The 23,242-nt window shown below is 73.7% G+C and carries 22 protein-coding genes; 7 read left to right on the top strand and 15 right to left on the bottom strand.

Translation table 11 applies throughout. The annotated features are described in order from the left end of the window. The first annotated feature begins 14 nt into the window (after window positions 1–14). Window positions 15–464, top strand: a complete 450-nt coding sequence (locus KSP35_RS00400) for a hypothetical protein (protein WP_216998284.1) — start codon at window positions 15–17, stop codon at window positions 462–464. A gap of 145 nt (window positions 465–609) precedes the next feature. After that, window positions 610–948: an HNH endonuclease signature motif containing protein gene (locus KSP35_RS00395; protein ID WP_216998283.1), complete on the top strand. Its 339-nt coding sequence runs from the start codon at window positions 610–612 to the stop codon at window positions 946–948. Between the two features lie 30 nt (window positions 949–978). On the opposite strand, the gene KSP35_RS00390 is transcribed toward KSP35_RS00395, so the two are convergent. The 5 genes from KSP35_RS00390 to KSP35_RS00370 all read right to left on the bottom strand — a co-directional run bounded on the left by KSP35_RS00390 (window position 979) and on the right by KSP35_RS00370 (window position 5,973). Next, window positions 979–1,605 carry a suppressor of fused domain protein gene (locus KSP35_RS00390; RefSeq protein WP_216998282.1) on the bottom strand — a complete coding sequence of 209 codons (627 nt, stop codon included), beginning with the start codon at window positions 1,603–1,605 and terminating at the stop codon, window positions 979–981. A 517-nt stretch (window positions 1,606–2,122) separates the two neighbouring features. After that, on the bottom strand, window positions 2,123–2,962 hold the full coding sequence (gene ligD / locus KSP35_RS00385) for a non-homologous end-joining DNA ligase (RefSeq protein ID WP_254126910.1): 840 nt from the start codon (window positions 2,960–2,962) through the stop codon (window positions 2,123–2,125). Window positions 2,963–3,042: 80 nt separating this feature from the next. After that, window positions 3,043–4,011: a Ku protein gene (locus KSP35_RS00380; protein ID WP_216998281.1), complete on the bottom strand. Its 969-nt coding sequence runs from the start codon at window positions 4,009–4,011 to the stop codon at window positions 3,043–3,045. Window positions 4,012–4,027: 16 nt separating this feature from the next. Further along, window positions 4,028–4,678 (bottom strand): response regulator transcription factor, encoded by a 651-nt coding sequence (locus KSP35_RS00375; RefSeq protein ID WP_216998280.1) that lies wholly within the window; start codon window positions 4,676–4,678, stop codon window positions 4,028–4,030. Then, window positions 4,675–5,973 carry an ATP-binding protein gene (locus KSP35_RS00370; RefSeq protein ID WP_216998279.1) on the bottom strand — a complete coding sequence of 433 codons (1,299 nt, stop codon included), beginning with the start codon at window positions 5,971–5,973 and terminating at the stop codon, window positions 4,675–4,677. The genes KSP35_RS00375 and KSP35_RS00370 overlap by 4 nt, the downstream gene beginning before the upstream one ends. Window positions 5,974–6,165: 192 nt before the next feature. Between KSP35_RS00370 and KSP35_RS25150 the strand changes: the two genes are divergently transcribed. Further along, window positions 6,166–7,554: a PspC domain-containing protein gene (locus KSP35_RS25150; RefSeq protein ID WP_216998278.1), complete on the top strand. Its 1,389-nt coding sequence runs from the start codon at window positions 6,166–6,168 to the stop codon at window positions 7,552–7,554. 2 nt (window positions 7,555–7,556) lie between these two features. On the opposite strand, the gene KSP35_RS00360 is transcribed toward KSP35_RS25150, so the two are convergent. Next, on the bottom strand, window positions 7,557–8,408 hold the full coding sequence (locus tag KSP35_RS00360; protein ID WP_216998277.1) for a hypothetical protein: 852 nt from the start codon (window positions 8,406–8,408) through the stop codon (window positions 7,557–7,559). Window positions 8,409–8,473: 65 nt separating this feature from the next. On the opposite strand from KSP35_RS00360, the gene KSP35_RS00355 reads away from it, so the two are divergent. Both KSP35_RS00355 and KSP35_RS00350 read left to right on the top strand, forming a co-directional pair. Next, on the top strand, window positions 8,474–8,956 hold the full coding sequence (locus KSP35_RS00355) for a hypothetical protein (RefSeq protein ID WP_216998276.1): 483 nt from the start codon (window positions 8,474–8,476) through the stop codon (window positions 8,954–8,956). Next, window positions 8,953–9,483 carry a glycosyltransferase gene (locus KSP35_RS00350; RefSeq protein WP_216998275.1) on the top strand — a complete coding sequence of 177 codons (531 nt, stop codon included), beginning with the start codon at window positions 8,953–8,955 and terminating at the stop codon, window positions 9,481–9,483. Before KSP35_RS00355 ends, KSP35_RS00350 begins: the two co-directional genes overlap by 4 nt. A 132-nt stretch (window positions 9,484–9,615) precedes the next feature. Here KSP35_RS00350 and KSP35_RS00345 read toward each other — a convergent pair whose 3' ends face one another. Together KSP35_RS00345 and KSP35_RS00340 are read right to left on the bottom strand one after the other, a co-directional pair. Beyond that, on the bottom strand, window positions 9,616–9,915 hold the full coding sequence (locus tag KSP35_RS00345; protein WP_216998274.1) for a hypothetical protein: 300 nt from the start codon (window positions 9,913–9,915) through the stop codon (window positions 9,616–9,618). Window positions 9,916–10,021: 106 nt separating this feature from the next. After that, window positions 10,022–11,752, bottom strand: coding sequence for a DUF4012 domain-containing protein (locus tag KSP35_RS00340; protein ID WP_216998273.1), 1,731 nt, complete (start codon window positions 11,750–11,752; stop codon window positions 10,022–10,024). 143 nt (window positions 11,753–11,895) lie between these two features. Here KSP35_RS00340 and KSP35_RS00335 point away from each other — a divergent pair, with 143 nt between their 5' ends. Next, window positions 11,896–13,401 (top strand): sugar transferase, encoded by a 1,506-nt coding sequence (locus KSP35_RS00335; RefSeq protein WP_216998272.1) that lies wholly within the window; start codon window positions 11,896–11,898, stop codon window positions 13,399–13,401. On the opposite strand, the gene KSP35_RS00330 is transcribed toward KSP35_RS00335, so the two are convergent. From KSP35_RS00330 to KSP35_RS00300, 7 genes are all read right to left on the bottom strand, one after another. Then, window positions 13,398–14,504, bottom strand: coding sequence for a Xaa-Pro peptidase family protein (locus KSP35_RS00330; protein ID WP_216998271.1), 1,107 nt, complete (start codon window positions 14,502–14,504; stop codon window positions 13,398–13,400). The two genes, KSP35_RS00335 and KSP35_RS00330, sit on opposite strands and share 4 nt — an antisense overlap. 28 nt (window positions 14,505–14,532) lie before the next feature. Then, entirely contained in the window at window positions 14,533–15,084 is a 552-nt protein-coding gene (locus tag KSP35_RS00325) for a hypothetical protein (protein WP_216998270.1), read from the bottom strand. Between the two features lie 2 nt (window positions 15,085–15,086). Then, window positions 15,087–15,632 (bottom strand): pyridoxamine 5'-phosphate oxidase family protein, encoded by a 546-nt coding sequence (locus tag KSP35_RS00320; RefSeq protein ID WP_216998269.1) that lies wholly within the window; start codon window positions 15,630–15,632, stop codon window positions 15,087–15,089. Between the two features lie 16 nt (window positions 15,633–15,648). Continuing rightward, window positions 15,649–17,421, bottom strand: a complete 1,773-nt coding sequence (lipA, locus tag KSP35_RS00315; RefSeq protein WP_216998268.1) for a lipoyl synthase — start codon at window positions 17,419–17,421, stop codon at window positions 15,649–15,651. A gap of 103 nt (window positions 17,422–17,524) precedes the next feature. Then, window positions 17,525–18,970, bottom strand: a complete 1,446-nt coding sequence (gene sucB / locus KSP35_RS00310; protein WP_216998267.1) for a 2-oxoglutarate dehydrogenase, E2 component, dihydrolipoamide succinyltransferase — start codon at window positions 18,968–18,970, stop codon at window positions 17,525–17,527. An 82-nt stretch (window positions 18,971–19,052) separates the two neighbouring features. Further along, window positions 19,053–20,471, bottom strand: coding sequence for a dihydrolipoyl dehydrogenase (gene lpdA, locus KSP35_RS00305; protein ID WP_216998266.1), 1,419 nt, complete (start codon window positions 20,469–20,471; stop codon window positions 19,053–19,055). 109 nt (window positions 20,472–20,580) lie between these two features. After that, complete coding sequence (locus tag KSP35_RS00300; protein WP_216998265.1) at window positions 20,581–21,531, bottom strand: molybdopterin-dependent oxidoreductase; 951 nt, start codon at window positions 21,529–21,531, stop codon at window positions 20,581–20,583. Window positions 21,532–22,461: 930 nt separating this feature from the next. On the opposite strand from KSP35_RS00300, the gene KSP35_RS00295 reads away from it, so the two are divergent. Further along, on the top strand, window positions 22,462–23,235 hold the full coding sequence (locus KSP35_RS00295) for an SDR family NAD(P)-dependent oxidoreductase (RefSeq protein ID WP_216998264.1): 774 nt from the start codon (window positions 22,462–22,464) through the stop codon (window positions 23,233–23,235). Window positions 23,236–23,242: the final 7 nt, after the last annotated feature.

The following is a 23,242-nucleotide window of genomic DNA, read 5'->3' as shown; positions in this document are numbered from 1 at the left end:
GCCGCGTCGTCGGAGTGGGTCCTGGCCGGCGCCCCGACCGCCGCCCACTGGCTCGCCGCCAGGGCCGACGTGGAGGTCTGCACGGCGCGGAGTGGCTGCGCATCGGTCGCCGGCTGGACGAGCTGCCGCTCATCTCCGCCGCCTTCGCCGACGGCCAGCTGTCGTACTCGAAGGTCCGCACCCTCACCCGACTCGCCACCGGCGACAACGAGGGCGAGCTGCTGCCGATCGCCCTCGAGACCCCGGCCAGCGACCTCGGCGTGGAGCTCGCTCGGTGGCTCCACCGCACCACTGACCCGAAGGACCTCGCCGCCTACCACCACCAGCAGCGATCGGTCCGGTGGCGCACCGACCCGGACGGCATGGTGGTGTTCACGTTGCGCCTCCCGCCCCTCTTGGCGGGCGCGGTCATCGCGAAGCTTCGAGACCGCAGTGATGACGAGGCGGTCGACCTCGCAGCGTGATCAGGACGCGTCCGCGGACGCGCCGGGCACGACCGAGCGCGCGAGGGGCGCGTCCGCGGACGCGTTCCCCTCGCTCGCACAGCAACGGGCCGATGCGATCGGCCACCTCCTCACCGAAGGCAGCGGACGGGCGGCGACGGAGGTCGTGCTCCACGTCCGCGGTGACGGCTGCACCATGGACGACGGCTCGCCGGTGTCGGACAGCGTCGCCGCCCAGATCGCTCCCGACGCCTTCCTCCGAGCGCTGATCCACGATGCGGCTGGCAACCCGGTCGATGCGTCGCCGCGGCGGCGCGTCCCCACCGACCGGCAGAAGCGGGTGGTGAAGGAGCGCGACCGCCACTGCGTCGACTGCGGCAGCACGGCACTCCTGGAGTACGACCACGTGCCGCCGTACGAGCTCAGCGGGCAGACGGTCACCTCCGAGCTCCAGCTCCGCTGCGCCCCGTGCCACCGTCGGAGGCATCGCTCCGACGCTGCGTGACCGGAGCCCTCGCAGCAGACCTGCCTCGAGCTACTGGACCCAGGTGGCGCCGGTGCCGGCGAGGTGCTCGGCGGCGGTGCGGGCGTCGCGGCCCCGCGCCAGGCGGAACGTCTCCTCGTCGATGAGCAACGCCCACAGGTAGCTGACCTTGCCCTCGCGGCGAACCAGGCCGGTGAGGTCCGGGGCCGGCGGACCAGCACCTTCCGGCGGCTTCGCCGTGAGCAGCAGAGCTGCCTTGTCCGGACCGAAGGCGGGGTACGAGCCCGGCACGCCGCCGATGGTGTGGCCCTCGCCCAGCCACGTGCAGCGGCCGAAGGGGATGGTGGCCAGTGCGGCCACCAGGTCGGCACCGGCCTGGTCGGGCACGGACCGGGCGATGGCCAGCTCGATGCGGGTGGCGCCGTCGGGCACCTCCAGGTACTGCTCGACGCCGGCCATGCGCTGGGCAGACAGGCCGGTGGTGGCGGTGACCCACACGTTCTGGCCTTCCACCCGGTGGCGGGTGGCGATGAGCTCGGGGAAGGTGCCATCACCGATGGGCCACACGGCGTCCTGCGGGCCCACGCGCTGCTCCAGGAACGCCTGGCCCGTGGATCGGATCTCGGGCCAGGCGGCCGGGCCGGAGCGCCAGCGCCAGAACTCGCGGGACTCGGCCACCTTCTGCTCGAGCGCCTCGCGGGCCTCGTTGGTGAGCTCCCAGGCCAGGGCGCTGCGACCCCGCGTAGCGGGCGTAGCCGTAGAAGTCGTCGCGGCCGGCCCACCCAGGGATGACGGCCACCACGCCCTCGGCGTCGACCAGGGCTACCGCATCGCCCTCCTCGAACCAGACCAGCTCCAGGCCCCGGCCGAGCTGGGGGCAGCCCTCGGGGTGGCGGGTGCCGCCGGCGCCCATGCGGGGCGGCACCCCGGCCGGGGTGGGCACGCCGGCGCCCTCCGGCGCGGGCAGCACGTTGGCCACCCACACGATCGAGACCGTCTCCGGCTCCGGGCCCACCAGGTCCTCGAGGTAGAGGTAGAGGTCGCCCTCGCCGCGCAGGGAGCGACGCCCGCCGGGTGCGGTAGGGGCTGATCTCCGACATGAGCTGTTCGGGCACGTTCGTCTCCGGTGGCGGTGGTGGGCGGCGCCCGGCGCCCCGCCCCATCGGCGGGAGGCTGCCGGGATCAAGCGGGGCGATCAAGTCCGGGGCGCGGGGAGCTCCTGGACCTGGTCGAGGGTGGGGGCGAAGAGGTCGCCGAGCTCGTCGATCCGGGCCAGCACGTCGGCGGCTTGGAACGAGAGGGGTTGTCCGTCGGCGGCCGCAGCCACCTCGTCCCAGGTGACCGGCGTCGACACCGTCGGCTGCGGGCGGGCCCGGAGCGAGTAGGTGCAGATGGTGGTCTTGTGGCGGCTGTTCTGGCTCCAGTCGATGAGCACCTTGTCGGTGCGCGCCGCCTTGGCCATGGTGGTGACGATCAGCTTGGGGTGGGCCTTCTCCAGCACCTGGGCCACGGCCAGGGCGAAGGCCGACGCCGCCTCGTGGGTGGCCGGGCCGTTGACCGGCAGGTACACCTGGAGGCCCTTCGAGCCCGAGGTCTTGGGGTAGGCGTCGAAGCCGATCCCGGCCAGCACGTCGCGGATCCAGAGCCCCACCTCGGCGCACTGCACCATCCCGGTGCCGGGCCCCGGGTCGAGGTCGAACACCACCATGGTGGGCGACTCGATGTCGTGGGCCCGGGCCATGGGGGCGTGGAGCTCGATGGCTGCCAGGTTGGCCGCCCATGCCAGCGCCGCAGTGCTGTCGAGGCGGCAGTAGCCGATGGTGCCGTTGTGGTCGCCCGGCCCGTCGGCGGTGCCCACCCAGTCGGGCCGGTGCGTCGGGCACCGCTTCTCGAAGAAGGAGCCGGCGTCGACGCCGTTGGGGAACCGGCGCATGGTGATGCCGCGGTCGCCCAGGTGGGCCAGCAGCACCGGGGCGATGCGCACGTAGTAGTCGATCACCTCGGCCTTGGTGAACCCGGCCTCGGGGTAGAGCACCTTGTCGAGGTTCGAGACCGACAGGGCCCGCCCGTCGATGGTGACCTCGGTGCGCGCCGGGCATGGGGGCGGGGCGGGCCTCAGGCCGACTTGCGGGCGGCGGCCCGCTTGGCCGGCGCCTTCTTGGCGGCCGCCTTCTTCGCCGGAGCCTTCTTGGCCGCCGCCTTCTTCGCCGGCGCCTTCTTGGCGGCCGCCTTCTTGGCCGGCGCCTCGTCCTCGTCGTCTTCGGCCTCGGCCTCGGCGCCCGTCGGGTGGCGCTTCCGGGCCGCCTTGGCGTCGGCGACGCTGGCCTCGAGGGCGGCCATCAGGTCGATCACCTTGTGCTCGCCGTCGTCCTCGACCTCGGCCACGGGCGCTTCCTCGCCGTCGCCCTTGGCCTGGACCATCTCCATGATCTTCTCGCGGTAGGAGTCGTGGAAGCGGCTGGGGTCGAACTCGGCGTCGAGGCTCTCGATGAGCTGGCCGGCCATGGCCACCTCCTTGTCGGTGAGCTCCACCTCGCGCACCGCGTCGAGCTGCTCGATCTCCTCCACGCCGCGGATCTCGTCGGCGTAGCGCATGGTGGAGAGCACCAGCTTGTCCTCGTCCGCTCGGATGGCGGCCAGGTACTCCTTGCCCCGCATGACGAAGGTGGCGATGCCGACCTTGCCTGCGTCCAGCATGGCGTTGAGCAGGAGGGCGTAGGGCTTGGCAGTGGCCGGGTCGGGGGCCAGGTAGTACGCCGAGTTGTAGAAGATCGGGTCGATCGACTCGAGGTCGACGAACTCGAGCAGGTCGATGGTGCGACTAGCCTTCGGGTCGACCGACGCCATCTCGTCGTCGGTGATGGTGACGTAGCGGCCCGAGGCCAGCTCGTAGCCCTTGACGATGTCCTCGTAGCCCACCTCGACGCCGTCGGCCTCGGCCACCCGCTTCTGGCGGACGCGGCTGCCGGTCCGGGAGTCGATCTGGTGGAACCGCACCGACTTGTCGACGGTGGCGGAGAAGAGCTTCACCGGGATGCTGACGAGCCCGAAGCTGATCGCGCCGTTCCAGATGGGTCGAGCCATGGCCAGAGCCTAAGCGTCAGAGCAGGCGCCGGTCGTTGGCCCAACGGGTGAGCTCGTGGCGGCTGGAGAGCTGGAGCTTGCGCAGCACCGACGACACGTGGGTCTCCACCGTCTTCACCGAGATGACCAGCTGTCGGGCCAGCTCCTTGTAGGTGTAGCCCCGGGCGATGAGGCGCAGGACCTCCTGCTCCCGGGGCGTGAGCGAGTCGAGCTCCGGATCGGCCACCGCCGGGGCCTCCCCCGGGTCGTGGGCGAAGGCGTCGAGCACGAAGCCGGCGAGGCGGGGCGAGAACACGGCGTCGCCGGCGGCCACTCGGGCGATGGCGTCGACCAGGCCGGCCCGGTCGATGGTCTTGGTCACGTAGCCCCGCGCCCCCGCCCGGATGACCGCGATCACGTCCTCGGCCGCGTCCGAGACCGACAGGGCGAGGAAGCGCACCTCGGGCCGCCGCTCGCGGACGGCGGCGGCCACCGCCGCACCCCCGCCCCCGGGCAGGTGCACATCGAGCAGGACGACGTCGGGCCTGCTGGCCTCGATGCCGGCGATGGCCTCGGCGACGTCGCCGGCCTCGCCCACCACCTCGACCGACTCGGCCAGCTCGGCCCGCACCCCGGCGCGGAACAACGTGTGGTCGTCGACGAGGAACACGCGGACGCGACCGGTCATCGGATCAGCTCCATCGAGACCTCGGTGCCCTCGCCCGGGGCGCTGGCGACGGTGGCGCTGCCGCCCACCCGGGCGAGGCGACCCACGACCGACTCTCGGAGGCCGTGCCGGTCGGCGGGTACCAGGACCGGGTCGAAGCCGGAGCCGCGGTCGCGGACGAAGACGGTGAGCGACGTGGAGGTGGCCTCGGCGAAGACCGACACCTCGTCGGCACCGCTGTGGACGGCGGCGTTGCGCATGGCCTCGCGGGCTGCGGCCACGAGGGCGTCGGTGCGGCCGTCGGCCCTGGCGTCGCCCACGAGCACCAACTCGACGGCGGCGCCGGTGGCGTCCTCGACCTCCTCGGCGGCCATGCGCAGGCGGGCCCCGAACGTCGGCGGCGCCGGGAGGTCGGCGAGGTCGGGCTCGCCGTCGACCGGGTTCGGCGCCTCCTCGGTGAAGAGCCAGCGTCGCAGCGAACGCTCCTGCTGGCGGGCCAGGTGGGCCACCCGCCGGGGCGTCTCCGGGTCGCGCTGGATCAGGGCGAGGGTCTGCAGCACCGAGTCGTGGAGCTGGGCGGCCACCTCGGCCCGTTCCTGGTCCCGGATCCGGCGGCGGCGCTCCTCGCCCAGCTCCCGCCACAGGCCGGCGATCCACGGTCCGGCCAGCAGCGCCAGCCCGGCCGTGGTGGCCGTCGTCGCCGCGAGCACCGGCACCACCGTCTCGGGCCGGGCCACGGCCAGCACCCACGAGCCACCGACCACGAACAGCACGGTGCCGGCGACGAAGCGGGCCACCGTGCTGCGCCGCCGCCGCACGACCTCCCCGCGGTCTGGCGCCTCGTCCCCGGGCAGGCGCACGAGGCGCGAGCGCCACAGCTCTCGGCGCTCCACGTCGGTACGGCCCCAGACCAGCGAGAGGCCGGCGGCTGCCACTGCTGCGGGCCAGGCCAGGTCGCCGCCGAGCCAGACGCCCACCAGCCGGAGGAGCAGCGCCCCACCGAAGGCCACGAGCAGCGCGATCCCCGATCGCTCGAGGTCGCGCCCCTGCGGGAGGCGGACCGCCCGCTCGTCCGGCGGGACCGAGCGGTCGGCCACCGGGAGCAGGATCGCCGCGCCCACGTAGGCCAGCACCCCGAAGCCGGAGCCCACCAGCACGAAGGCCAGCACGGCTCGGACGAGCGTGGCCGAGATGCCCAGCCACTCGGCGGTGCCGCCGGCCAGGCCGGTGACGACGTGGTCGTCCCGGCTGCGCCACGGCGGCCCCGGGGCCTTGTCGATCCACCCGGGGCTGCGCCGCCCGCGGGAGAACGGCACCGGTGGCGGCTCGGCCGTCGGCGGCGGGCCGGGGGCAGGGGGTGGGGTGGCGTCCATGGGGCCCGCCCATGGTCGCACCCCGGGGCCGCGAGCGGCACCAGGGATGACCCCGAGGCGGACCTCAGGGTGCTCGGGGTCTGCAGCGGGAGGTACCCGATGGTGCCGGAGGCCTCTGCCGCGCACGATGGCCCCATGGCTCCCGACACCTCCACCCACGCTCCTCCGCCCCCCAACCCGCCCCCACCGCCCTTCGGCCGCGACGCCCGTCGCCTGCGCCGCTCGACCGAGGACCGGTACCTCGGTGGCGTGGCCGGCGGGCTGGCCGAGCACCTCGGCCTCGAGCCCAACATCATCCGGATCGCCCTCGGCGTGGCCGCCATCTTCTCGCTGGGCTTCGTGCTGGTCGCCTACGCCGCGGCCTGGCTGTTCGTGCCGGACACCATCGACGACGAGCCCGTGGCGCTGCGCTGGTACCGCGAGCACGGCCCGAGCAGCGACCGTCCCGTCACCACCGCCATCCTCCTGGTGGTGGCGGCGCTGGTGGCCAGCGGGGCCTGGTCCGTCGCCACCGACGGGTCGCATGAAGGGCCGTTCCCCGTGTTCCTGGTGCTGGGGATCGCCGCCCTGGCCTGGGCCACCCGCCACGACCGCCACCGCTCGGCCGGTCCGAGCGGGGGCGACGTCGGACCGGGCGGGGACGGCCCGGACGGCGGCGGCCCGGGTGGCGGCGGTCGCCGTCCGGCTCCGCCCACCCCGGCCGCCCCGTCGACGCCGACCGACCCGGGTGCTGACCCGACGGCGGTCGAGCTGTGGGCCACCCCCACCGCCGTGGTCCCCGGGGCGGAGCCGTCGCCGGACGACCTCACCGAGCCCGTGCGCCGCTGGTCCGACGACGATGCCGCGCCCTCCACCTCCGTGCTGGACCTGCCCCCCTCCCGGCGCGAGCGCCGACGCCAGCACCGGTTGGTGCGCAACCTCTTCGTCCTCGGCGCCGTCGAGGGCGCCACGGTGACCGGGGCCCTCTGGGCCACCGGCTGGGTCTCGCTGCCGGGGTGGGCCGTGCCGGCCACCGTGCTGGGCATCGCCCTGGTGGGCCTGGCGACCGCACCCCTCTGGGGGTGGTCGTGGGCCCTCGCCGGCGTCGCCGTGCTCACGATCCCGTTCCTGGTGCTCGCCGCCATCCCCGGCGTGACCTTCCGGGGCGGCATCGGCCACCACCGCGACCGCCCGACCAGCATCGCCGACCTGCCCCCGAGCTACCGCCTCGGCGTCGGCCACCAGGAGCTGGACCTCACCGGGCTCGAGCTGGCCCCTGGGTCGCGCACGGTGGTGCGGCTCGACCTGGGCATGGGCGCCGCCGAGGTGCGCCTGCCCCGCGACGTCGACGTCGAGCTCCGCGGCCACCTCGGAGGCGGCTCGGTGCTGCTCGACGACCGCGAGGTGGGCATCGACGGGACGGACCTCGAGCTCCACCGCCGGTTCCCGGCCACCGAGGGCCAGGAGGCGGCTCGCCGGCCCACCGTGGTGCTCGACGCCGACCTCGGCCTCGGCGCCCTGCAGCTGGAACGGGCGGCGGCCTGAGCTCAGGCCAGGACGGCCCGGGCCACCAGGTCGGTGCCGAAGGCGGTGAGGATGGCCAGGTACAGCAGGCCGGTGGCCGCCATCACCGCCGAGTACTGGCGCTCCTTCAGGGCGGCGCGGGTGACCACCACCAGGCCGATGGTGGTCACCGCGCACGTGGCCCACATCCAGCCCAGGATCCCGCCGTAGTTGTCGTCGATGGAGCCGTTCAGGACCGACACCATGCCGGTGGGCAGGAGCATCACGCCCACCTCGAAGGGCCAGAGCCAGCCCGTCCAGCGCACCAGCTCGAGCAGCGGGCCGCGGGCCAGGCCGGGCTGCACCAGGTACCAGTGCCCCAGCAGCATGGCGTCGGACACCGACCCCAGGAACGCCGCGCCGACCACGATGCGCAGCACCGAGAGCCACGCCGGCGAGCCGGCATCGATGCCGGCGGCCACCAGGCCCACCAGGCCGATGGCCGGGGCCACCAGGTCGAGCGCCGGCGGGAACTCCGCCGCCGCCTTGTCGAAGCGCTGCTCCTCGCGGTCGATGCCGGTCATGGCCGCCACCCGGGCGGTGCGCTTCTCGATGCGCTCGCGCTGCCCGGCCACGCCGGCCGCCTTGCGGCGGACCGACACCAGCAGCGCCCACCCCGAGGCCAGGACCACGCCACCGGCGGCGACGTCGCGGACCGGCACCGGCCCGACCGCCTGGCCGACCACGATCGAGGCCAGGGCGAAGGAGCCGAAGACCACCCGCATGAGCCAGCCGTAGCCGAGGCCCACCTCGCGGCGCCGCGTGGTGAGCCAGGTGAAGAACAGCCCGCCGACGGCCCACTGCAACAGGAAGGAGGCGGCGTCGAGGCGGATCATGGCCAGGCCGAGGGTACGGACCCCGGCGCACGGCGGGCCACTCCGGGCCGGGTACGGTCTGGCCGATGACGGGTGTCGACGACCAGCAGCCGGCCCGCGGCCACGTGCTCCTGGTCGGCTCGGCCGGCGGCCACCTGGCCCAGCTCGTCCGCCTCGGTGGCTGGTGGCGGGGCCACGACCGCACGTGGGTCACCTTCGACAAGCCTGACGCCCGCTCCGTGCTGGCCGACGAGGCCGTCATCTGGGCCCACCACCCCACCACCCGGAACATCCCGAACCTGCTCCGCAACACCGTGCTGGCCATCCGCGAGGTGTGGCGGATCCGGCCCGACGCCGTGGTGTCCACCGGCGCCGGCGTGGCGGTGCCGTTCTTCGTGGTGGCCTGGGCACTGCGCATCCCCACCATCTACGCGGAGGTGTTCGACCGGATCGACTCCCCCACCATGACCGGTCGGTTGTGCCGGCCCTTCACCACCCGCTTCTGCGTGCAGTGGCCCGAGCAGCAGGCCCTGTACAAGGACACCGTCGTGATCGGGCCGCTGCTGTGAGCGGGCCCTACCGCGTGGTGGTCACGGTGGGCACCGACCACCACCCGTTCGACCGGCTGGTCGGCTGGATCGACGCCTGGGCCGTGGCCCACCCCGACGTGGCCGTGCTGGTGCAACGGGGCGAGTCGGCGGCGCCGGCCCACGTCGAGTCGGTGGAGATGCTGGGCTACGACGAGCTGGTGGCCGCCATGGCCGGCGCCGACGCCGTGGTGGCCCAGGGCGGTCCCGGCGGGATCATGGACGCTCGCTCGGTCGGGCACCGGCCCATCGTGGTGCCCCGCCGGGGCACCCTCGGCGAGCACGTCGACGACCACCAGGTGGCCTTCACCGCCTGGATGGGCGAGCGGGAGCTGGTGTGGCTGGCCGCCGACGAGGCCGATCTCGTCGCCCTGCTCGACCGCGCCCTGGCCGATCCGACCGCCCTGCGCATCCCGCCGGACGACGGCGAGGTCGGCGCCACCGTCGACCGCTTCCGGGCCTTGGTCGACCCGCTGGTCGCCCGCCACGCCGCTCGCCGCCACCGCTGATCGTCCGTCACCGCTGACCACCCGTCGCCGCCGAGGCGGCCCACCCTCGGTGGCCGGGAACGACGAAGGCCCGGGCCGGAGCCCGGGCCTTGCGTCAGACAGGTCGTACGGGGCCCGCCGGGGCCAGGTCGATCAGGCGGCGGCCCGACGGCGCACCAGGAGGACGACGGCGCCACCGGCCACCAGGATCGTGCCGACGGCGACGGTGCCGGCCACGTCGGAGCCGGTGATGGCGAGCTGCTGGCGGGATGGGGTGGCCGCGGTGCTGGCGATCTGGCGCACCGGCTTGGGCGTCGAGTTCGAGACGACCGACGTGGGCGGCGGGGCCGTGTAGTCGGGGTTGTCGACGGCGCCGGCGGCGGTGGAGAAGGCCAGGGCGAGCGAGGCCACCGCGAGGGCGAAGGCGAGTTGGAGCGTGCGGCGGAGCGACATGGGCGTCACCCTACGCAGTCGTGTGGTCGCCGTCAACACTCTCCGTGTTCGAATCGGTGATCCCGCTACGCAGGGTCACAGAATGGCAGGAGATGCGACGACGCCCTCAGCGGCCCAGGTCGAGGGTACGACGCCGGTCGATCTCGTAGGCCGTGCCGTCGACGGTCCACCGGGTGCGGGTGATGCGGGCTGACGGCTCGAGCACCACCGACCGCACCCCCTGCGGCAGCACGCCGGTGACGACGACCTCGGCCGTGCTCCCGCGCGGGACGTCCAGGCTCCCCGCCACCACCAGGGTGGGACCGTCGCTGCCGAGCAGCGTCCGGGTGGCCCCACGCAGCTCGACCCCCGTCGTCCCGGCCGGGAGGTTGGCGACCACGATGCCGCGGTGCTCGGCCTCGACCAGCCCCTCGATGTTCGGGCCCACCACGTACCGGGGTCCGCTCGCCGGAGCCCGGTTGACGAGCTGGTAGCGGACGGTGATCCCCACCCGGCCGTCGGCTCGGGTGGACGACGTGATGGTGCCCGCGGTGTCGAGGTAGGAGTCGAGCTTCTCGGCGCCCCGGTTGAGCACGGCCACCGAGACCGAGTTCGATCGCAGGTGCCCGTCGACGCCGGCGGTGGCGAAGGACCGCTGGACCGCCGGGTCGCTCGACCAGATCAAGAGGTTCCGGCGCTGCACGGCGTCGGTGAGGGCGGTGGCGAGCCGGTCGAGCTCGAAGTCGCCGGCCTCGATGCGGGCGAAGACCTCCTTGGCGACGGCTCCCAGCTGGTCGCGCCGGGCGTCGCGGTCGTCGCCGTAGCGGGCGTACTGCTTGCGCAGGAGCTCGCCACGGACGGTGTCGGCGGTGTAGCGGGTGCCGTCGACCTCGACGGGCCCGACCACGCGGAGCAGGCCGCGGATGGCGTCGACGTCCACCACCAGGACCCCGCCGACCTTCGTCCCGCCCGGGACCTTGGCCCAGTTGGCCGCCGCGATGGGCGCGCTCTGGGGGAAGTCGGCGCTGAGCGCCATGTTTCGCAGGTCACGTCCGCCGTCGAGCCAGGGCCAGTTGGCCGCCAGGTCCCCCGACACCGGGATCGAGCCGGCCGGCAGGACGAGTTGCTCGGTGGGCCGGACGTCGCCCAGCTCGAGCGTGCCGTGGTCGAACCCCAGCGTGGCGGCCGACAGGAACATGCCGCCGCCGGCCCGCATCTCGGCGTTGTTGGCCCCGATCAGCAGGTACGGCGTCGGCCCGTCGAGGACCTTGGCCACCGCCTCGGTGGCCTGCTGGGCCCGGGCGAGGCCGTCGACGGTCTCGTCGCGCTGCGAGCGCAGCTCCACCACGGCATCGCCGAGCGGTCCGACGAGGGCGTCGGGCGAGCCTGGGTCGAGGGCCGCCAGGCCCGTGCGGGTGCGGGCGACGATGGCGGCGAGGTCGTCGAGCGCCTCCACCCGCTGGGGACCGGCGCCGAGGTCGCGGCCCTGGAGCTCCTGCAGGTCGTCGACGGCGTCGGCGGCCAGGCTCGCCGCGCCCTTCGACGTGGCCACCACCTTGTCGGCGGCCCGGACCTGGCGCCCCAGCACCGGCACGATCCGCAGGGGGGCGAGCACCGGGCTGCGCAGCTTCGAGCGGGCCCGGGAGAAGTCGGCGTCGGCGGCGTCGAGGTCCTTGGCCGTCTTCGGGTCGAGGAGCGACGACGTGGTGGCGCCCTGGCGCACGGACTCCAGGCGGTCCTTCCCGGAAGACATCGCGCGCCGAGCCTCATTGGCGAGGTAGGCCGTGCCGATCATCCAGAGGATGGCCACGCCGAGCAGCGACAGGAGCACCGTGCGACGCCGTGGTCTGCGAGCCATGGCGGGGCAGCGTAGGCGCCTCACCCCTGCCGACCAGTCCGTGTCACCCGAGGTGACGCCCGGACACCGTTCAGGTGAGGCGCAGGTGCCGTTCACATGACGTTGCGTGAACTATGAGCGCACAGCCGCTACGCTCGGTGACGATGCAGGGAGGGCAGCTGGTGACGAGCGACGTGGTCGAGGCCGACGTCTCGGAGCACGCCCCCGCTCCCCGCGCCTCGCGCCAGCCCCGCCGCCGACGCCGTTCGAGCGCTCCGGCGCCGTGGCGACCGAAGCTGGTCATGATCGGCGCCGACGCCGCGGCGCTCATCGTCACCGCCCTGCTGTCGGTGCTCCTCTTCGACTGGTGGGACCCCACCGCCGGCTCGTCGCGCAACGAGCTGCTCTGGTCCACCCTGGCCACGCTGCCGGTCTGGCTCGGGCTCTTCGCCAACCAGCGGCTCTACAACACCCGGTTCATCGGGCGCCGGATCGACGAGTTCCGGCGGATCGTCAACGCCACCCTGCTCGGCACGCTGTCGGTCTCGCTCGTGGCCAACCTGGCCGGCGTCCTGCTCCGGCGGTCGTCGCTCGTGATCCTGGCGCTCGTGGCCTGCCTCACCGTCACCATCGAGCGCGAGGTGGCCCGCCGCACGTTCCAGCGCCTGCGCCAGGGCGGCCGCATGGTGCGGTACGTGGTGGTGGCCGGCGCCAACCCCGAGGGTCGCGACATCGCCGCCATGCTCAAGGCCGAGCCCTGGCTGGGCTACGAGGTCATCGGGTTCGTCGACGACACCGCGCCGGCTCGCGAGCCCGTCCCCGGCGTGCCGCTGCTGGGCGGCTTCGGCGACATCCAGGGCGTGCTCCAGGAGTACCCGAACGCCAGCGTCATCGTGGCCACCAGCGGCGTCGAGAGCACCGTGACCAACCGCCTCGCCCGCGACCTGCTCGACCAGGGCGTGCACGTCGAGCTGTCGTCCACCCTGCGGGACATCTCGTCGCAGCGCCTGACCGTGCGCCCCCTCGGCCGCTTCCCCATCGTCTACGTCGAGCCCGTCACCCGGGGCGGCTGGCGGGCGGCCGCCAAGCGCTCCTTCGACGTCGTGGCCGCCGCCATCGGCCTCGTGCTGACGGCGCCCATCGCCCTCGTGGCCGCCATCGCCATCAAGCTCGACTCCCGGGGCCCGTTCCTGTTCTCGCAGGTGCGGGTGGGCCAGGACTCCGACCCGTTCCCGGTCCTGAAGTTCCGCACCATGGTCGTCGACGCCGAGGCCCAGCTGGCCGACCTCATGGACAGCAACGAGGCCGACGGGCCCCTGTTCAAGATGGCCCACGACCCCCGCATCACCCGGGTCGGGCGCTTCCTGCGCAAGACCTCGATCGACGAGCTGCCCCAGCTCTGGAACGTCCTCCGTGGCGACATGAGCCTGGTGGGCCCCCGGCCCGCCCTGCCCCACGAGACCGAGGAGTGGGACGCCCTGCTGGCCCAGCGCCTGCGGGTCAAGCCCGGCATCACCGGCATGTGGCAGGTCAGCGGTCGGAGCGACACCAGCTTCGAGGACTACACCCGCCTCGACCTGTACTACGTCGACAACTGGTCGCTCGCCACCGACCTCGCCATCCTGGCCAAGACCATCCCGGTGGTCCTGCTGCGCCAAGGCGCCCGCTAGGCGTCCACCACCACGAGCTGGTGGTCGGCCCGGTTGAGCGGGTCGGGACCGTCGGCGGCCGCCACCACGATGTCCTCGAGCCGGAGGCCCCAGGAGCCGGTGGTGTAGATCCCCGGCTCCACGGAGAAGGCGTGGCCCGGCTCGAGCGGGGTGGCGTTGCCCGCCACGACGTAGGGGTCCTCGTGCTCCTCGACGCCGATGCCGTGGCCGGTGCGGTGGAAGAAGCGCTCGCCGAAGCCGGCGGCGGTGATGATGCGACGCGCCACGGCATCGACCTCCTCGCACGGCGTGCCGACCGTGGCGGCGGCCACCGCGGCCTGCTGGGCCTCGTGCAGCACGGCGTACGCCTCGGCCACCTCGGCCGGCGGCTCGCCGATCGACACGCAGCGGGTGATGTCGCTGCAGTAGCCGGCGCCGCCCTCGGTGACCATGGTCCCGCCGAAGTCGCAGAGCACGACCTCGCCGGCGCGGATGACCCGCTCGTCGGCGTCGTGGTGGGGGCTGGCGGCGTTCGGCCCGCTGGCCACGATGGCGAAGTTCACGCGCTGGTGGCCCTCGTCCACCAGGCGACGGCCGATGTCGGCCGAGACGTCGGCCTCGGTGCGGCCCACCAACGGGATCTGGCCGCCCTGCAGCTGCGCCGCCACCCGGTCGGCGGCCTCGGCGGCCCGGCGCAGCGCCGCGACCTCGGCAGCGTCCTTGACCGCTCGCAGCGGTCCGGTGACCGTGCTGGCCTTGCGCCAGGCCGCTGCCGGCAGGGCGCCCTGGAGGTCGACCACGAACCGGGCCCAGGTGCGGTCGCCCACCGCGACGGTGGCGGCGGCACCGGCGAGCCCGGCCACGAGGGCGATGGGGTCGGTGGACTCCTCGAACGGCTCGATGGCGAACACGTCCGGCCGCTCGACCACCCGGGGCGCCTCGAGGCGGGGCACCACCAGCGTGGCGTCGCCGTCGCGGGGGACCACCAGCATGGTCAGCCGTTCGAGCGGCATGGCCTCGTAGCCGATCAGCCACGGCAGGTCCGGCCCGACCGAGAGCAGGAGGACGTCGACGCCCTGCTCCCCCATCGCGGCACGGACCCGGTCGAGGCGCTCGGCATGCATGGGGCCAAGGGTAGGCCCCGCCCGGTCCTCAGCCGACGGTGCAGTCGGGCTCGACCCAGGTGCGCCAGGCCTCCAGGTCGGCCAGCCAGCCCTGGCGGGTGCGACGACCGGCGGAGAGGGTGCGGGTGACCCACAGCCGGAGCAGGTCGCCGTCGTCGGGGACCAGCACGATGTCCCAGCGGAGGAAGCTGGCCCGCACCGCGTCGAACTCGTCGATGTCGGCCCGGCGGGCGCGCACCGTCCGGAACCACTGGCGCAGGACCAGCTCGTCGCCCTCGGTCACCGCCGAACGGGTCGAGGCGTCCCAGGCCAGGACCGCCAGCAGGGCGCCGCCGCTCAGGCTCACCAGGGCCGAGACGGGGTCCCCCGTGCGGAAGCCGGCCGTCGCCGCCACCACGCCGAGGAGCACCAGCAGCACGGCCACGACCTTCGACGCCGCCGCGAACCACGCGGGCGGGCGGATGTCGATGACCGGCTCGGTGGCCGGGGACCGCACGACCTCCGGGGTCGCCGGTCGCTCCTCGGGGGCCCGCCCGGCCCGGCTGCCGGCGGCGTAGCGCGGCTGGGGCTCGTCGGCCACCGTCAGTCGGCCAGCGCGGGGAGGCCGTCGAGGCTGTGGGCGTTCTTCTGGGCCCGGTACTCGACGATGCCGTCGGGCCCCTTGCGCTCGGCCCACTCGTCCATCATCGGACGGGGCCCGGCCAGGGTCATGTAGGGCACCCCGAAGCCGCAGGAGCTGGTGACCTCGCGGACGTGCAGCCGGATCACGCTGCGGGTGGAGAGCTTCTCGGGGAAGCGGGCCACCAGGTCGGCGAAGTCCGGGTGGTCGGGCAGCACCGCCTCGCCCTCGCCGTAGAGCCGGACGATGTCGGGCCGAGCGTCGAACGAGCAGAACATGATCGTGAGCCGGCCGTTCTCCCGGGTGTGGGCGATGGTCTCGGCGCCGCTGCCGGTGAGGTCCAGGTAGGCCACGGTGCGCTCGTCGATCACCCGGAACGTGTCGTCGCCCTTGGGCGAGACGTTGACGTGGCCCTCGGCGGTGAGCGGGGCGGTGGCCACGAAGAACACCGGCTGGGCCGGCATCCACTCGACGAGGTGCGGGGGGATGGCGTCCCACTGCTTGCCCATGGGGACCAGTCTGCCCCTAAGCCAGCGCGGCCGGGGCCACGGTTTCGACCTCAGCAGCGTCGGCGGCCTGGCGGGCGTGGTAGCTGGACCGGGTGAGCGGTCCGGACTCGACGTGGTCGATGCCCATGGCCTCGCCGATGCGCTTGAGCTCGGCGAACTCCTCCGGCGTGACCCAGCGGGCCACCGGCAGGTGGTGGGTGGTGGGCCGCAGGTACTGGCCGATGGTGACGATGTCGACGCCGATGCCGCGCAGGTCGGCGAGCGTTCCCACCAGCTCGTCGAAGGTCTCGCCCATGCCCACGATGAGGCTGGACTTGGTGGTGAGGCCGGCGGCCTTGGCCCGGGCCAGCAAGGCCAACGACCGGGCGTAGGAGGCCGAGGGCCGCACGGCGCGCTGGAGCCGGGCCACGGTCTCGATGTTGTGGTTCAGCACCTCGGGACGGGCCTCGAAGATCACGTCCAGCGAGGCGGGGTCGCCCTTGCAGTCGGAGATGAGGGTCTCGACCTGCACGCCGGGGGTGCGTCGGCGGATGGCGGCGATGGTGGCGGCGAACTGGGAAGCGCCGCCGTCGGCGAGGTCGTCGCGGGCGACGGTGGTGAGCACGGCGTAGCGGAGGCCCATCTGCTCGACCGCGGTGGCCACGCGCTCGGGCTCGCCGGGATCGGGCGCCTGCGGGTGTCGGGTGTCGACCAGGCAGAAGCCGCAGGCCCGGGTGCAGCGCTCGCCGTTGATCATGAAGGTGGCGGTGCCGTCCTGCCAGCACTCGTAGATGTTGGGGCAGCCCGCCTCCTCGCACACCGTGACCAGGTCCAGCTGGCGCATGGTCTGCTTGAGGCGGAGGTAGTCCTCGCCCATGCGGGCCTTGGCCCGCATCCACTCGGGCTTGCGCTCGCCGATGGCGAGCCCCTGGGCCACGCCGGCATCGGCCAGGCGGCCCAGCAGGCGCACCGACGTCCCCTCGGCGGCGGCCTGCTCGTCGATGGCCTTGGCGGCGCCGGTGGCCTCCCGCCCGCGGGTGGGCCCGCTGGCCCTGACCTGGCCGGCCACCTCGCCGGCGCCCTCGCCGCGGGAGAAGGGGGCGAGGTCGCTCTCGCGGTGGCGCCACACCACGTCGTGGCGATCGACCCCGCCGGCCCCCCACCGCTCGGTGGCCCGGGCCACCACCACGTCGACCACCTCGGCCATGGTCGCGTCGATGCCCTCGGCCCGCAGGGACGTGACCGCCTTGTCGGGGATGCCGCACGGGACGATGTGGTTGAACATCGTGAGGTCGGGATCGACGTTGAGGCCGAAGCCGTGCAGCGTGCGTCCCCGGTTCAGCCGCACGCCGATGGCGCAGACCTTGCGCGGGGCGTCGGTGCCGACGCCCACCCAGACGCCGGGGTAGTCGGGCAGGCGGTCCGCGGCGAGGCCGAGGTCGGCCAGGGAGTCGATGACCAGCTGCTCGACGTCGTGCACGTAGGCGGCGGAGTCGGGCTTGGTGCCGCCGCCCTTCCCGGGCAGGTGCAGGATCGGGTAGCCCACCAGCTGGCCGGGGCCGTGGTAGGTGACGTCACCGCCGCGGTCGGTGCGGACCAGCTCCGCGCCCACGGAGGCCGGATCGACCAGGACGTTCCCCTCGTCGGCCCGCACGCCGAGCGTGTACACGGGCTTGTGCTCCGACAGCAGCAGGTGGTCGTCGACGGCGGTGTCGTAGAGGCCGTGCTGCAGGGCGTTGGCGTCCTGGTAGCGCACCGTGCCCAGCCACCGCACGTGCAGCGGTCGGGGTGCCGTCGGGTCGGGAGCCATGGATCCGAGGCTACCGGCGCCGCCCCAAGCGCGAACCGGGTGGGGTGCCCAGGGCGAGGGCCCCGAGGAACCCACCCGGTTCGATCGTTGCGGCGGGTGCCGGCTACAGCTCGGCGGCCCAGTCGCGGGTCTCGAGGATCTCGCGGACCCGGGCGAGGAACTGCGCCGCGTAGGCGCCGTCGAAGGCCCGGTGGTCCCAGCCCAGGGTGAGGTTGCCCACCGAGTGGATGGCGATGGACTCGTCGCCGTCGGCGTCGACCACCACCACCGGCTTCCGCTTGATGCCGTCGGTGGCCAGGATCATCACCTGGGGCTGGTTGATGATCGGCAGCAGGAAGGCGTTGCCGGTGCTGCCGACGTTGGTGATGGTGACGGTGCCGCCGGTGATGTCATCGGCGGTGAGGCCCTTCGACTTCGCCTTCGAGGCCAGCTCGGCCACGTGGCGGGCGATGGCTCGCAGGCGCTGGTCCTGGGCCTCGTGGATCACCGGGACGATGAGGCCCTCGTGGTCGAGGTCCACCGCGATGCCCAGGTTCACGCTGCCGTGGACCACGAGCTGGGTGGCGTCGTCGCCCATGGAGGCGTTGACCTGCGGGAACTCCGCGAGGGCGTCCACCAGGGCCCGGCCCACGAACGGCAGGTAGGTCAGCGACACGCCCTCGTCGGCCTTGAACTGGTCCTTGTTGGCCTTGCGGACCCGCTCGACCGCTTCGAAGTCGACCTCGGTGCTCACGTAGGCGTGGGCCGAGGTCTCCAACGAGCGCACCATGTGCTCGGCGGTGATCTTGCGGATCTTGTTGAGCGGGACGGCGTTGTCGGTGCCGACGGCCGCCGCCGAGGCGGCAGCGATGCGGGCGGTGGCCGGCGCGGGCGAGGCCTTGGCGGCGGCGGGGGCGGCGGCCGGTGCGGCCTTGGCGGCGGGAGCAGCCGGAGCCGGGGCGGCCTTGGCGGCCGGCTGGTCGCGGAGGTGCCCCTCGACGTCGGCGCGGGTGATGCGGCCACCGATGCCGGTGCCGGTCACGTCGGAGGCCGGCACGCCCGCCTCGTCGAGCAGCCGCCGCACGACCGGCGAGAGGAGCGGGGCATCGCCGGCCGGAGCGGCGGGCTCGGCCGGAGCGGCGGGGGCCTCGGCCTTGGCGGGCTCGGGCGCGGGCTCCGGCTCGGGCGCCGCAGCAGGCTCCGGCTCGGCGGCCTCGGTCTCGGCGGCCGGTGCGGGCTCCTCGTCGACGGCCTCCTCGGCCTTCGCCTCGGGCTCGGCCGCCGGCTCCTCGGCGGGGGCCTCGGCCTCGCCGCCGCCGTCGCCACCCCCGGGAGGACCGTCGGACAGGACGGCGATCTTGGTGCCGACGTCGACGGTGTCACCCTCTTCGACCAGGATCTCGGCCAGGTAGCCGCTCGACGGCGAGGGGACCTCGGAGTCGACCTTGTCGGTGGACACCTCGAACAGGGGCTCGTCTTCGGCGACCTGGTCGCCGATCGCCTTGAACCACCGCGTGATGGTGCCTTCGGTGACGCTCTCGCCCAACTGGGGGAGCTCGATGTCGGCCATGGTGCGCCGCTCGCTTTCTGGTGCAGGTTTCGGGGGTGGGTTCGTTCTAGTTGCTCGGCCGCCGGGGCTGCCGGGTGGCCGCTCAGCCGTTGAGGCTGCGGCCCGTCAGGGACAGGACGGCTTCGCCGAAGGTCTCCGACAGGGAGGGGTGGGGCTGGATGAAGTGGGCGATGTCGTCGACGGTGGCCTCCCAGTTCACGCCCAGGTACGCCTGGCCGAGCTGCTCGGTCACCCAGGGACCGGACATGTGCACGCCCAGGACCTGCCCGCCGGTGCCGTCCTCGCGCTTCTCGGCGATGATCTTCACCACGCCCTCGGTGTCGCCGACGATCAGGGCCCGGCTGTTGCCGCCCCAGCGGTGCTTGGCCACCACGACGTCGTGGCCGGCGTCACGGGCGGCCTGCTCCGAGAGGCCGACGAAGGCCACCTCGGGCTTGGAGTAGATGCACCAGGCGACCTTGCCGTAGTCGACCGGGATGGCCTCCTCGCCCAGGAGCTGCTTGATGACGAGGATGGCCTCGGCGTAGCCCACGTGCGCGAGGCCGGGGGTGGCGATGAGGTCGCCGACCGCCCAGACGCCGTCGACGGAGGTGCGGCACAGCTCGTCGACCTCGACGAAGCCGCGATCGGTCACGGTGACGCCGGTGCCGTCCAGGCCGAGGCTGTCCGACAGCGGGCGGCGGCCCACCGAGACGACCACGGCGTCGACCTCGAGGTCGTCGCCGCCCTCGACGTGCACGGTGGTGCCCGAGGAGCCGGCGCTGTGGCCGGCCACCTTCACGCCGGTCTTCACGTCGAGCTTGCGGCCCTTGAACGAGCGCAGGACGGTGTTGACCACGTCCTTGTCGACGCCCGGCAGGATCTGCGGCAGGGCCTCGAGGATGGTGACCTCCGAGCCCAGGTCGCTGAGCATGGAGGCGAACTCGCAGCCGATGGCGCCGCCACCGATCACCGCCACCTTCTTCGGCAGCTCGGTGAGCTCGAAGACCTCGTCGGAGGTGAGCACGACCTTCCCGTCGACGTCGAAGCCGGGGATGGAGCGGGGCACCGAACCGGCGGCCAGGATGACGGCGTCGGCGGTGATGTCGGCGGTCTCGCCGTCGTTGCCCACCACGTGGACGCCCCGGTCGGCCCGCAGCGTGCCGGTGCCGGCGAAGACGGTGACCTTCCGGTTCTTGAGCAGGCCGGAGAGGCCCTTGAACAGCGTGTCGACCACGGTGTTCTTGCGCTCCATGGTGGTGCCGAACTCGATGGTGGGGGCCGAGGACTCGATGCCGAACTTCGAGGCCTCGCTCACGGTGCGGTACACGTGGGCGGTCTCGAGCAGCTCCTTGGCCGGGATGCAGCCCCGGTGCAGGCAGGTGCCGCCGACCTTGTCCTTCTCGACCACGGCGATGTTCAGCCCGGCGGCCGAGCCGTAGAGGGCGGCGCCGTAGCCGGCGGGCCCGCCCCCGATCACGATCACGTCGAAGTGGGTCGCGGGGGCAGCGTCGTCGCTCACGGTGGTCCTCTCATCTGGACCGACGGCTGCGCCGGCCCCGTCGGTGGCTCGTTCCACCGACCTTCGTGGTCCACCCTACCGATCAGGCCGCCCGCCCCGATCGGCCTGGTCAGCCCACCTGGACGTCGATGGTGTGGTGCCCCGTCGCCCCGTTCGGGGCCGGGTCGGCGAAGGCTGCGGTCTGCACGTGGCCATCGGCGTCGACGGCCCGGACGGCGAGCTCGTGCTGCCCGGCGGTGGCGTCCCACTCGTAGCGCCACTGCACCCAGGTGTCGATCGACGCGACGGTGCCGAGCTCGGCGTCCTGCCACCCCCCGTCGTCGACCTTGACCTGGACGGCCTTGACCCCGGTGTGCGGCGCCCAGGCCACCCCGCCCACGGCCTGGCGTCCGGCGGCCACGGAGGCGCCGTCGCGGGGGACGTCGATGCGCGACTGGAGCTTGATGGGGCCCTTGGCCGACCAGCCCAGCGGCACCCAGTAGCCCTGCTCCTCCTCGAAGGTCGTCAGGCGGATCTCGGTGATCCACTTGGTGGCCGACACGTAGCCGTAGAGGCCCGGGATGATCAGGCGGGCCGGGAACCCGTGCTCGGTGGGCAGCGGGTGGCCGTTCATGCCCACGGCGAGGAGGCTGTCGCGGCCGTCCAGGCCCGCCTCGACCGGGAAGCCGGCGGTGAAGCCGTCGACGGACTCGCCCATGATCTGCGTGGCGCCCGGCTGGACCCCGGCCTCCTCGAGCAGTTCCTTGAGGGGCACCCCGGTCCAGCGGGCGGTGCCGATGAGGTCGCCGCCCACGTAGTTCGACACGCATTGAATGGTGATCGGGACCTCGACGAGCTTGCGGGCGAGGAGGTCGTCGTAGGTGACCGTGACCTCCTTGTCGACCATGCCGGAGATGCGGAGCCGCCAGCTCGCGGCGTCGACGATCGGGGCCGGGAGCGCGGTGTCGATCCGGTAGAAGTCCTTCGTCGGCGTCACGTACGGGCTGATCCCGTCGACCTCGAAGGGCTGGGTGGCCGGCACGGGAACCGTGCGGACGGGCTTCGGGATCGCCTTCTTCACGGCGGTGGCCGCCGACCGGTAGGAGCGGCGCGCCCCGCGCCAAGCCGGTGCCCAGCAGGAGCAGGAGGGCGGTGGCCCCGCCCGAGGTCAGCACCGTGCGCCGCGACGGCGCCCCGTCCGCCGCGGCAGCCCGGGCCGCCGGGGCGCTCGTGACGAAGGAGGGGCCCTCGCCGTGCCACCAGTGCTCGAGGCCGAGCGTGGCGGCGATGCCGGCCACCGCGCCCAGCACGGCGGCGACCACCGCGACGGGGTGGGAGGCGAGCGGATCGCCGAGGGCCACGACGATGCCCAGGAGGGCGAACGCCGAGAACCCCCCGGCCACGACGGCGCTCCGGCGCCCGGCCAGAGCTGCGAGCAGCGAGCCGAGGAGCACCACGACGATGGCGGTGCCGACCTGGAGGGCGGCCTTGTCGTTCGTGCCGAACAGCGAGACCGCGGTCTCCTTCAGGGAGCCGGCGAACCGCGAGATGAACTCGTTCTGCACGGTCTCGGTGACCGATCGGCCCGTGGCGTCGAACAGGGTCACGATCTCGATGGCGACGAGCGCCGTGGCCGCCCCGAGGAAGCCGGCGAGGGCGTCCCGGGACCGGCTGCGACGCGGCAGGGCCCGCTCCGATGCGCTCGGCGCCTCGGGCCGCTCGGTCTGGTCGATGCTCACCACCCCGACGGTACGGACCCGAGGAGGGCCACGGACGGCGGTCGGCTCGAAGTTCTGCGCCTCGTAACCTGCTGCCGGTCGGGTCGGGGGTCAGCCCATCAGCAGCAACTGCAGGGTGAAGGCCACGAGGATGGCCATGCCGCACAGCAGGGCGGCGAGGATCAGCTTGCGGGTGCTCATGGTCGGCCCAGGCTACCGACGGCGCCTCGGCGCGCCGAAGCCCCGTGCCATGCTGGACGACCGTCCACCCTCGTCCCCGGAGCACCCACGCCATGCGAGACGCCCTCGGCGCCGTCCAGTCCGCCCTCGTCCTCGGCGGCGGCTCGGAGATCGCCACCGCCACCGTCGAGCTGCTCGCATCGGAGCGGTGCAAGACCGTGGTGCTCGCCGGACGGGACCCCGCCAAGCTCGGTCCCGTCGCCGACAAGCTCCGCGCCGCTGGTGCCACCACCGTCGAGATCGTGGCCTTCGACGCCGCCGACACCGCCAGCCACGAGCAGATCGTCGACGACGTGTGGGCCGCCCACCCGGACCTCGACGTCGTGATCTCGGCCTTCGGCGTGCTGGGCGACCAGGCCGCCTTCGACGACGACCCCAAGGCCGCCGCCGATGCGGCGATCGTCAACTACGCCGGCGGGGTGTCGTCGAGCCTGGCCGTGGCCAAGCACCTCAAGGCCCAGGGCCACGGCACGCTGGTGGTCATCACCTCCGTGGCGGCCATGCGGGCCCGGGCCGACAACTTCGTCTACGGCTCCACCAAGGCGGGGCTCGACGCCTTCGCCCAGGGCCTCGGCGACCGGCTCGAGGGCTCGGGCGCATCGGTGCTCGTGGTCCGACCCGGCTTCGTGCGCACCCAGATGACGGCCCACCTGGGCAAGGGGCCCATGGAGACCACCCCAGAGGCGGTTGCGGTCGACGTCGTCGCCGCCATCAAGAAGGGCAGCCACACCGTGTGGTCGCCCGCCAAGCTGGCCCCGATCTTCACAGCGTTCCGCTTCCTGCCCCGCCCGATCTGGCGCAAGGTGGCTGCAGCCGCATCGAAGTGATGCCTTC

The sequence above is a fragment of the Aquihabitans sp. G128 genome (assembly GCF_019048865.1).
Taxonomy (GTDB): Bacteria; Actinomycetota; Acidimicrobiia; order Acidimicrobiales; family Iamiaceae; genus Aquihabitans.
Note: the sequence above shows the minus strand (reverse complement) of the source record. Positions and strands in the feature narration are given on the sequence as shown.

Coding starts and splice junctions, on each gene's coding strand:
- KSP35_RS00380 (WP_216998281.1), bottom strand. CDS start 4,011: ATGGCTCGACCCATCTGGAACGGCGCGATCAGCTTCGGGCTCGTCAGC.
- KSP35_RS00375 (WP_216998280.1), bottom strand. CDS start 4,678: ATGACCGGTCGCGTCCGCGTGTTCCTCGTCGACGACCACACGTTGTTC.
- KSP35_RS25150 (WP_216998278.1), top strand. CDS start 6,166: ATGGCTCCCGACACCTCCACCCACGCTCCTCCGCCCCCCAACCCGCCC.
- KSP35_RS00360 (WP_216998277.1), bottom strand. CDS start 8,408: ATGATCCGCCTCGACGCCGCCTCCTTCCTGTTGCAGTGGGCCGTCGGC.
- KSP35_RS00355 (WP_216998276.1), top strand. CDS start 8,474: ATGACGGGTGTCGACGACCAGCAGCCGGCCCGCGGCCACGTGCTCCTG.
- KSP35_RS00345 (WP_216998274.1), bottom strand. CDS start 9,915: ATGTCGCTCCGCCGCACGCTCCAACTCGCCTTCGCCCTCGCGGTGGCC.
- KSP35_RS00340 (WP_216998273.1), bottom strand. CDS start 11,752: ATGGCTCGCAGACCACGGCGTCGCACGGTGCTCCTGTCGCTGCTCGGC.
- KSP35_RS00335 (WP_216998272.1), top strand. CDS start 11,896: ATGCAGGGAGGGCAGCTGGTGACGAGCGACGTGGTCGAGGCCGACGTC.
- KSP35_RS00330 (WP_216998271.1), bottom strand. CDS start 14,504: ATGCATGCCGAGCGCCTCGACCGGGTCCGTGCCGCGATGGGGGAGCAG.
- KSP35_RS00320 (WP_216998269.1), bottom strand. CDS start 15,632: ATGGGCAAGCAGTGGGACGCCATCCCCCCGCACCTCGTCGAGTGGATG.
- lipA (WP_216998268.1), bottom strand. CDS start 17,421: ATGGCTCCCGACCCGACGGCACCCCGACCGCTGCACGTGCGGTGGCTG.
- sucB (WP_216998267.1), bottom strand. CDS start 18,970: ATGGCCGACATCGAGCTCCCCCAGTTGGGCGAGAGCGTCACCGAAGGC.
- KSP35_RS00295 (WP_216998264.1), top strand. CDS start 22,462: ATGCGAGACGCCCTCGGCGCCGTCCAGTCCGCCCTCGTCCTCGGCGGC.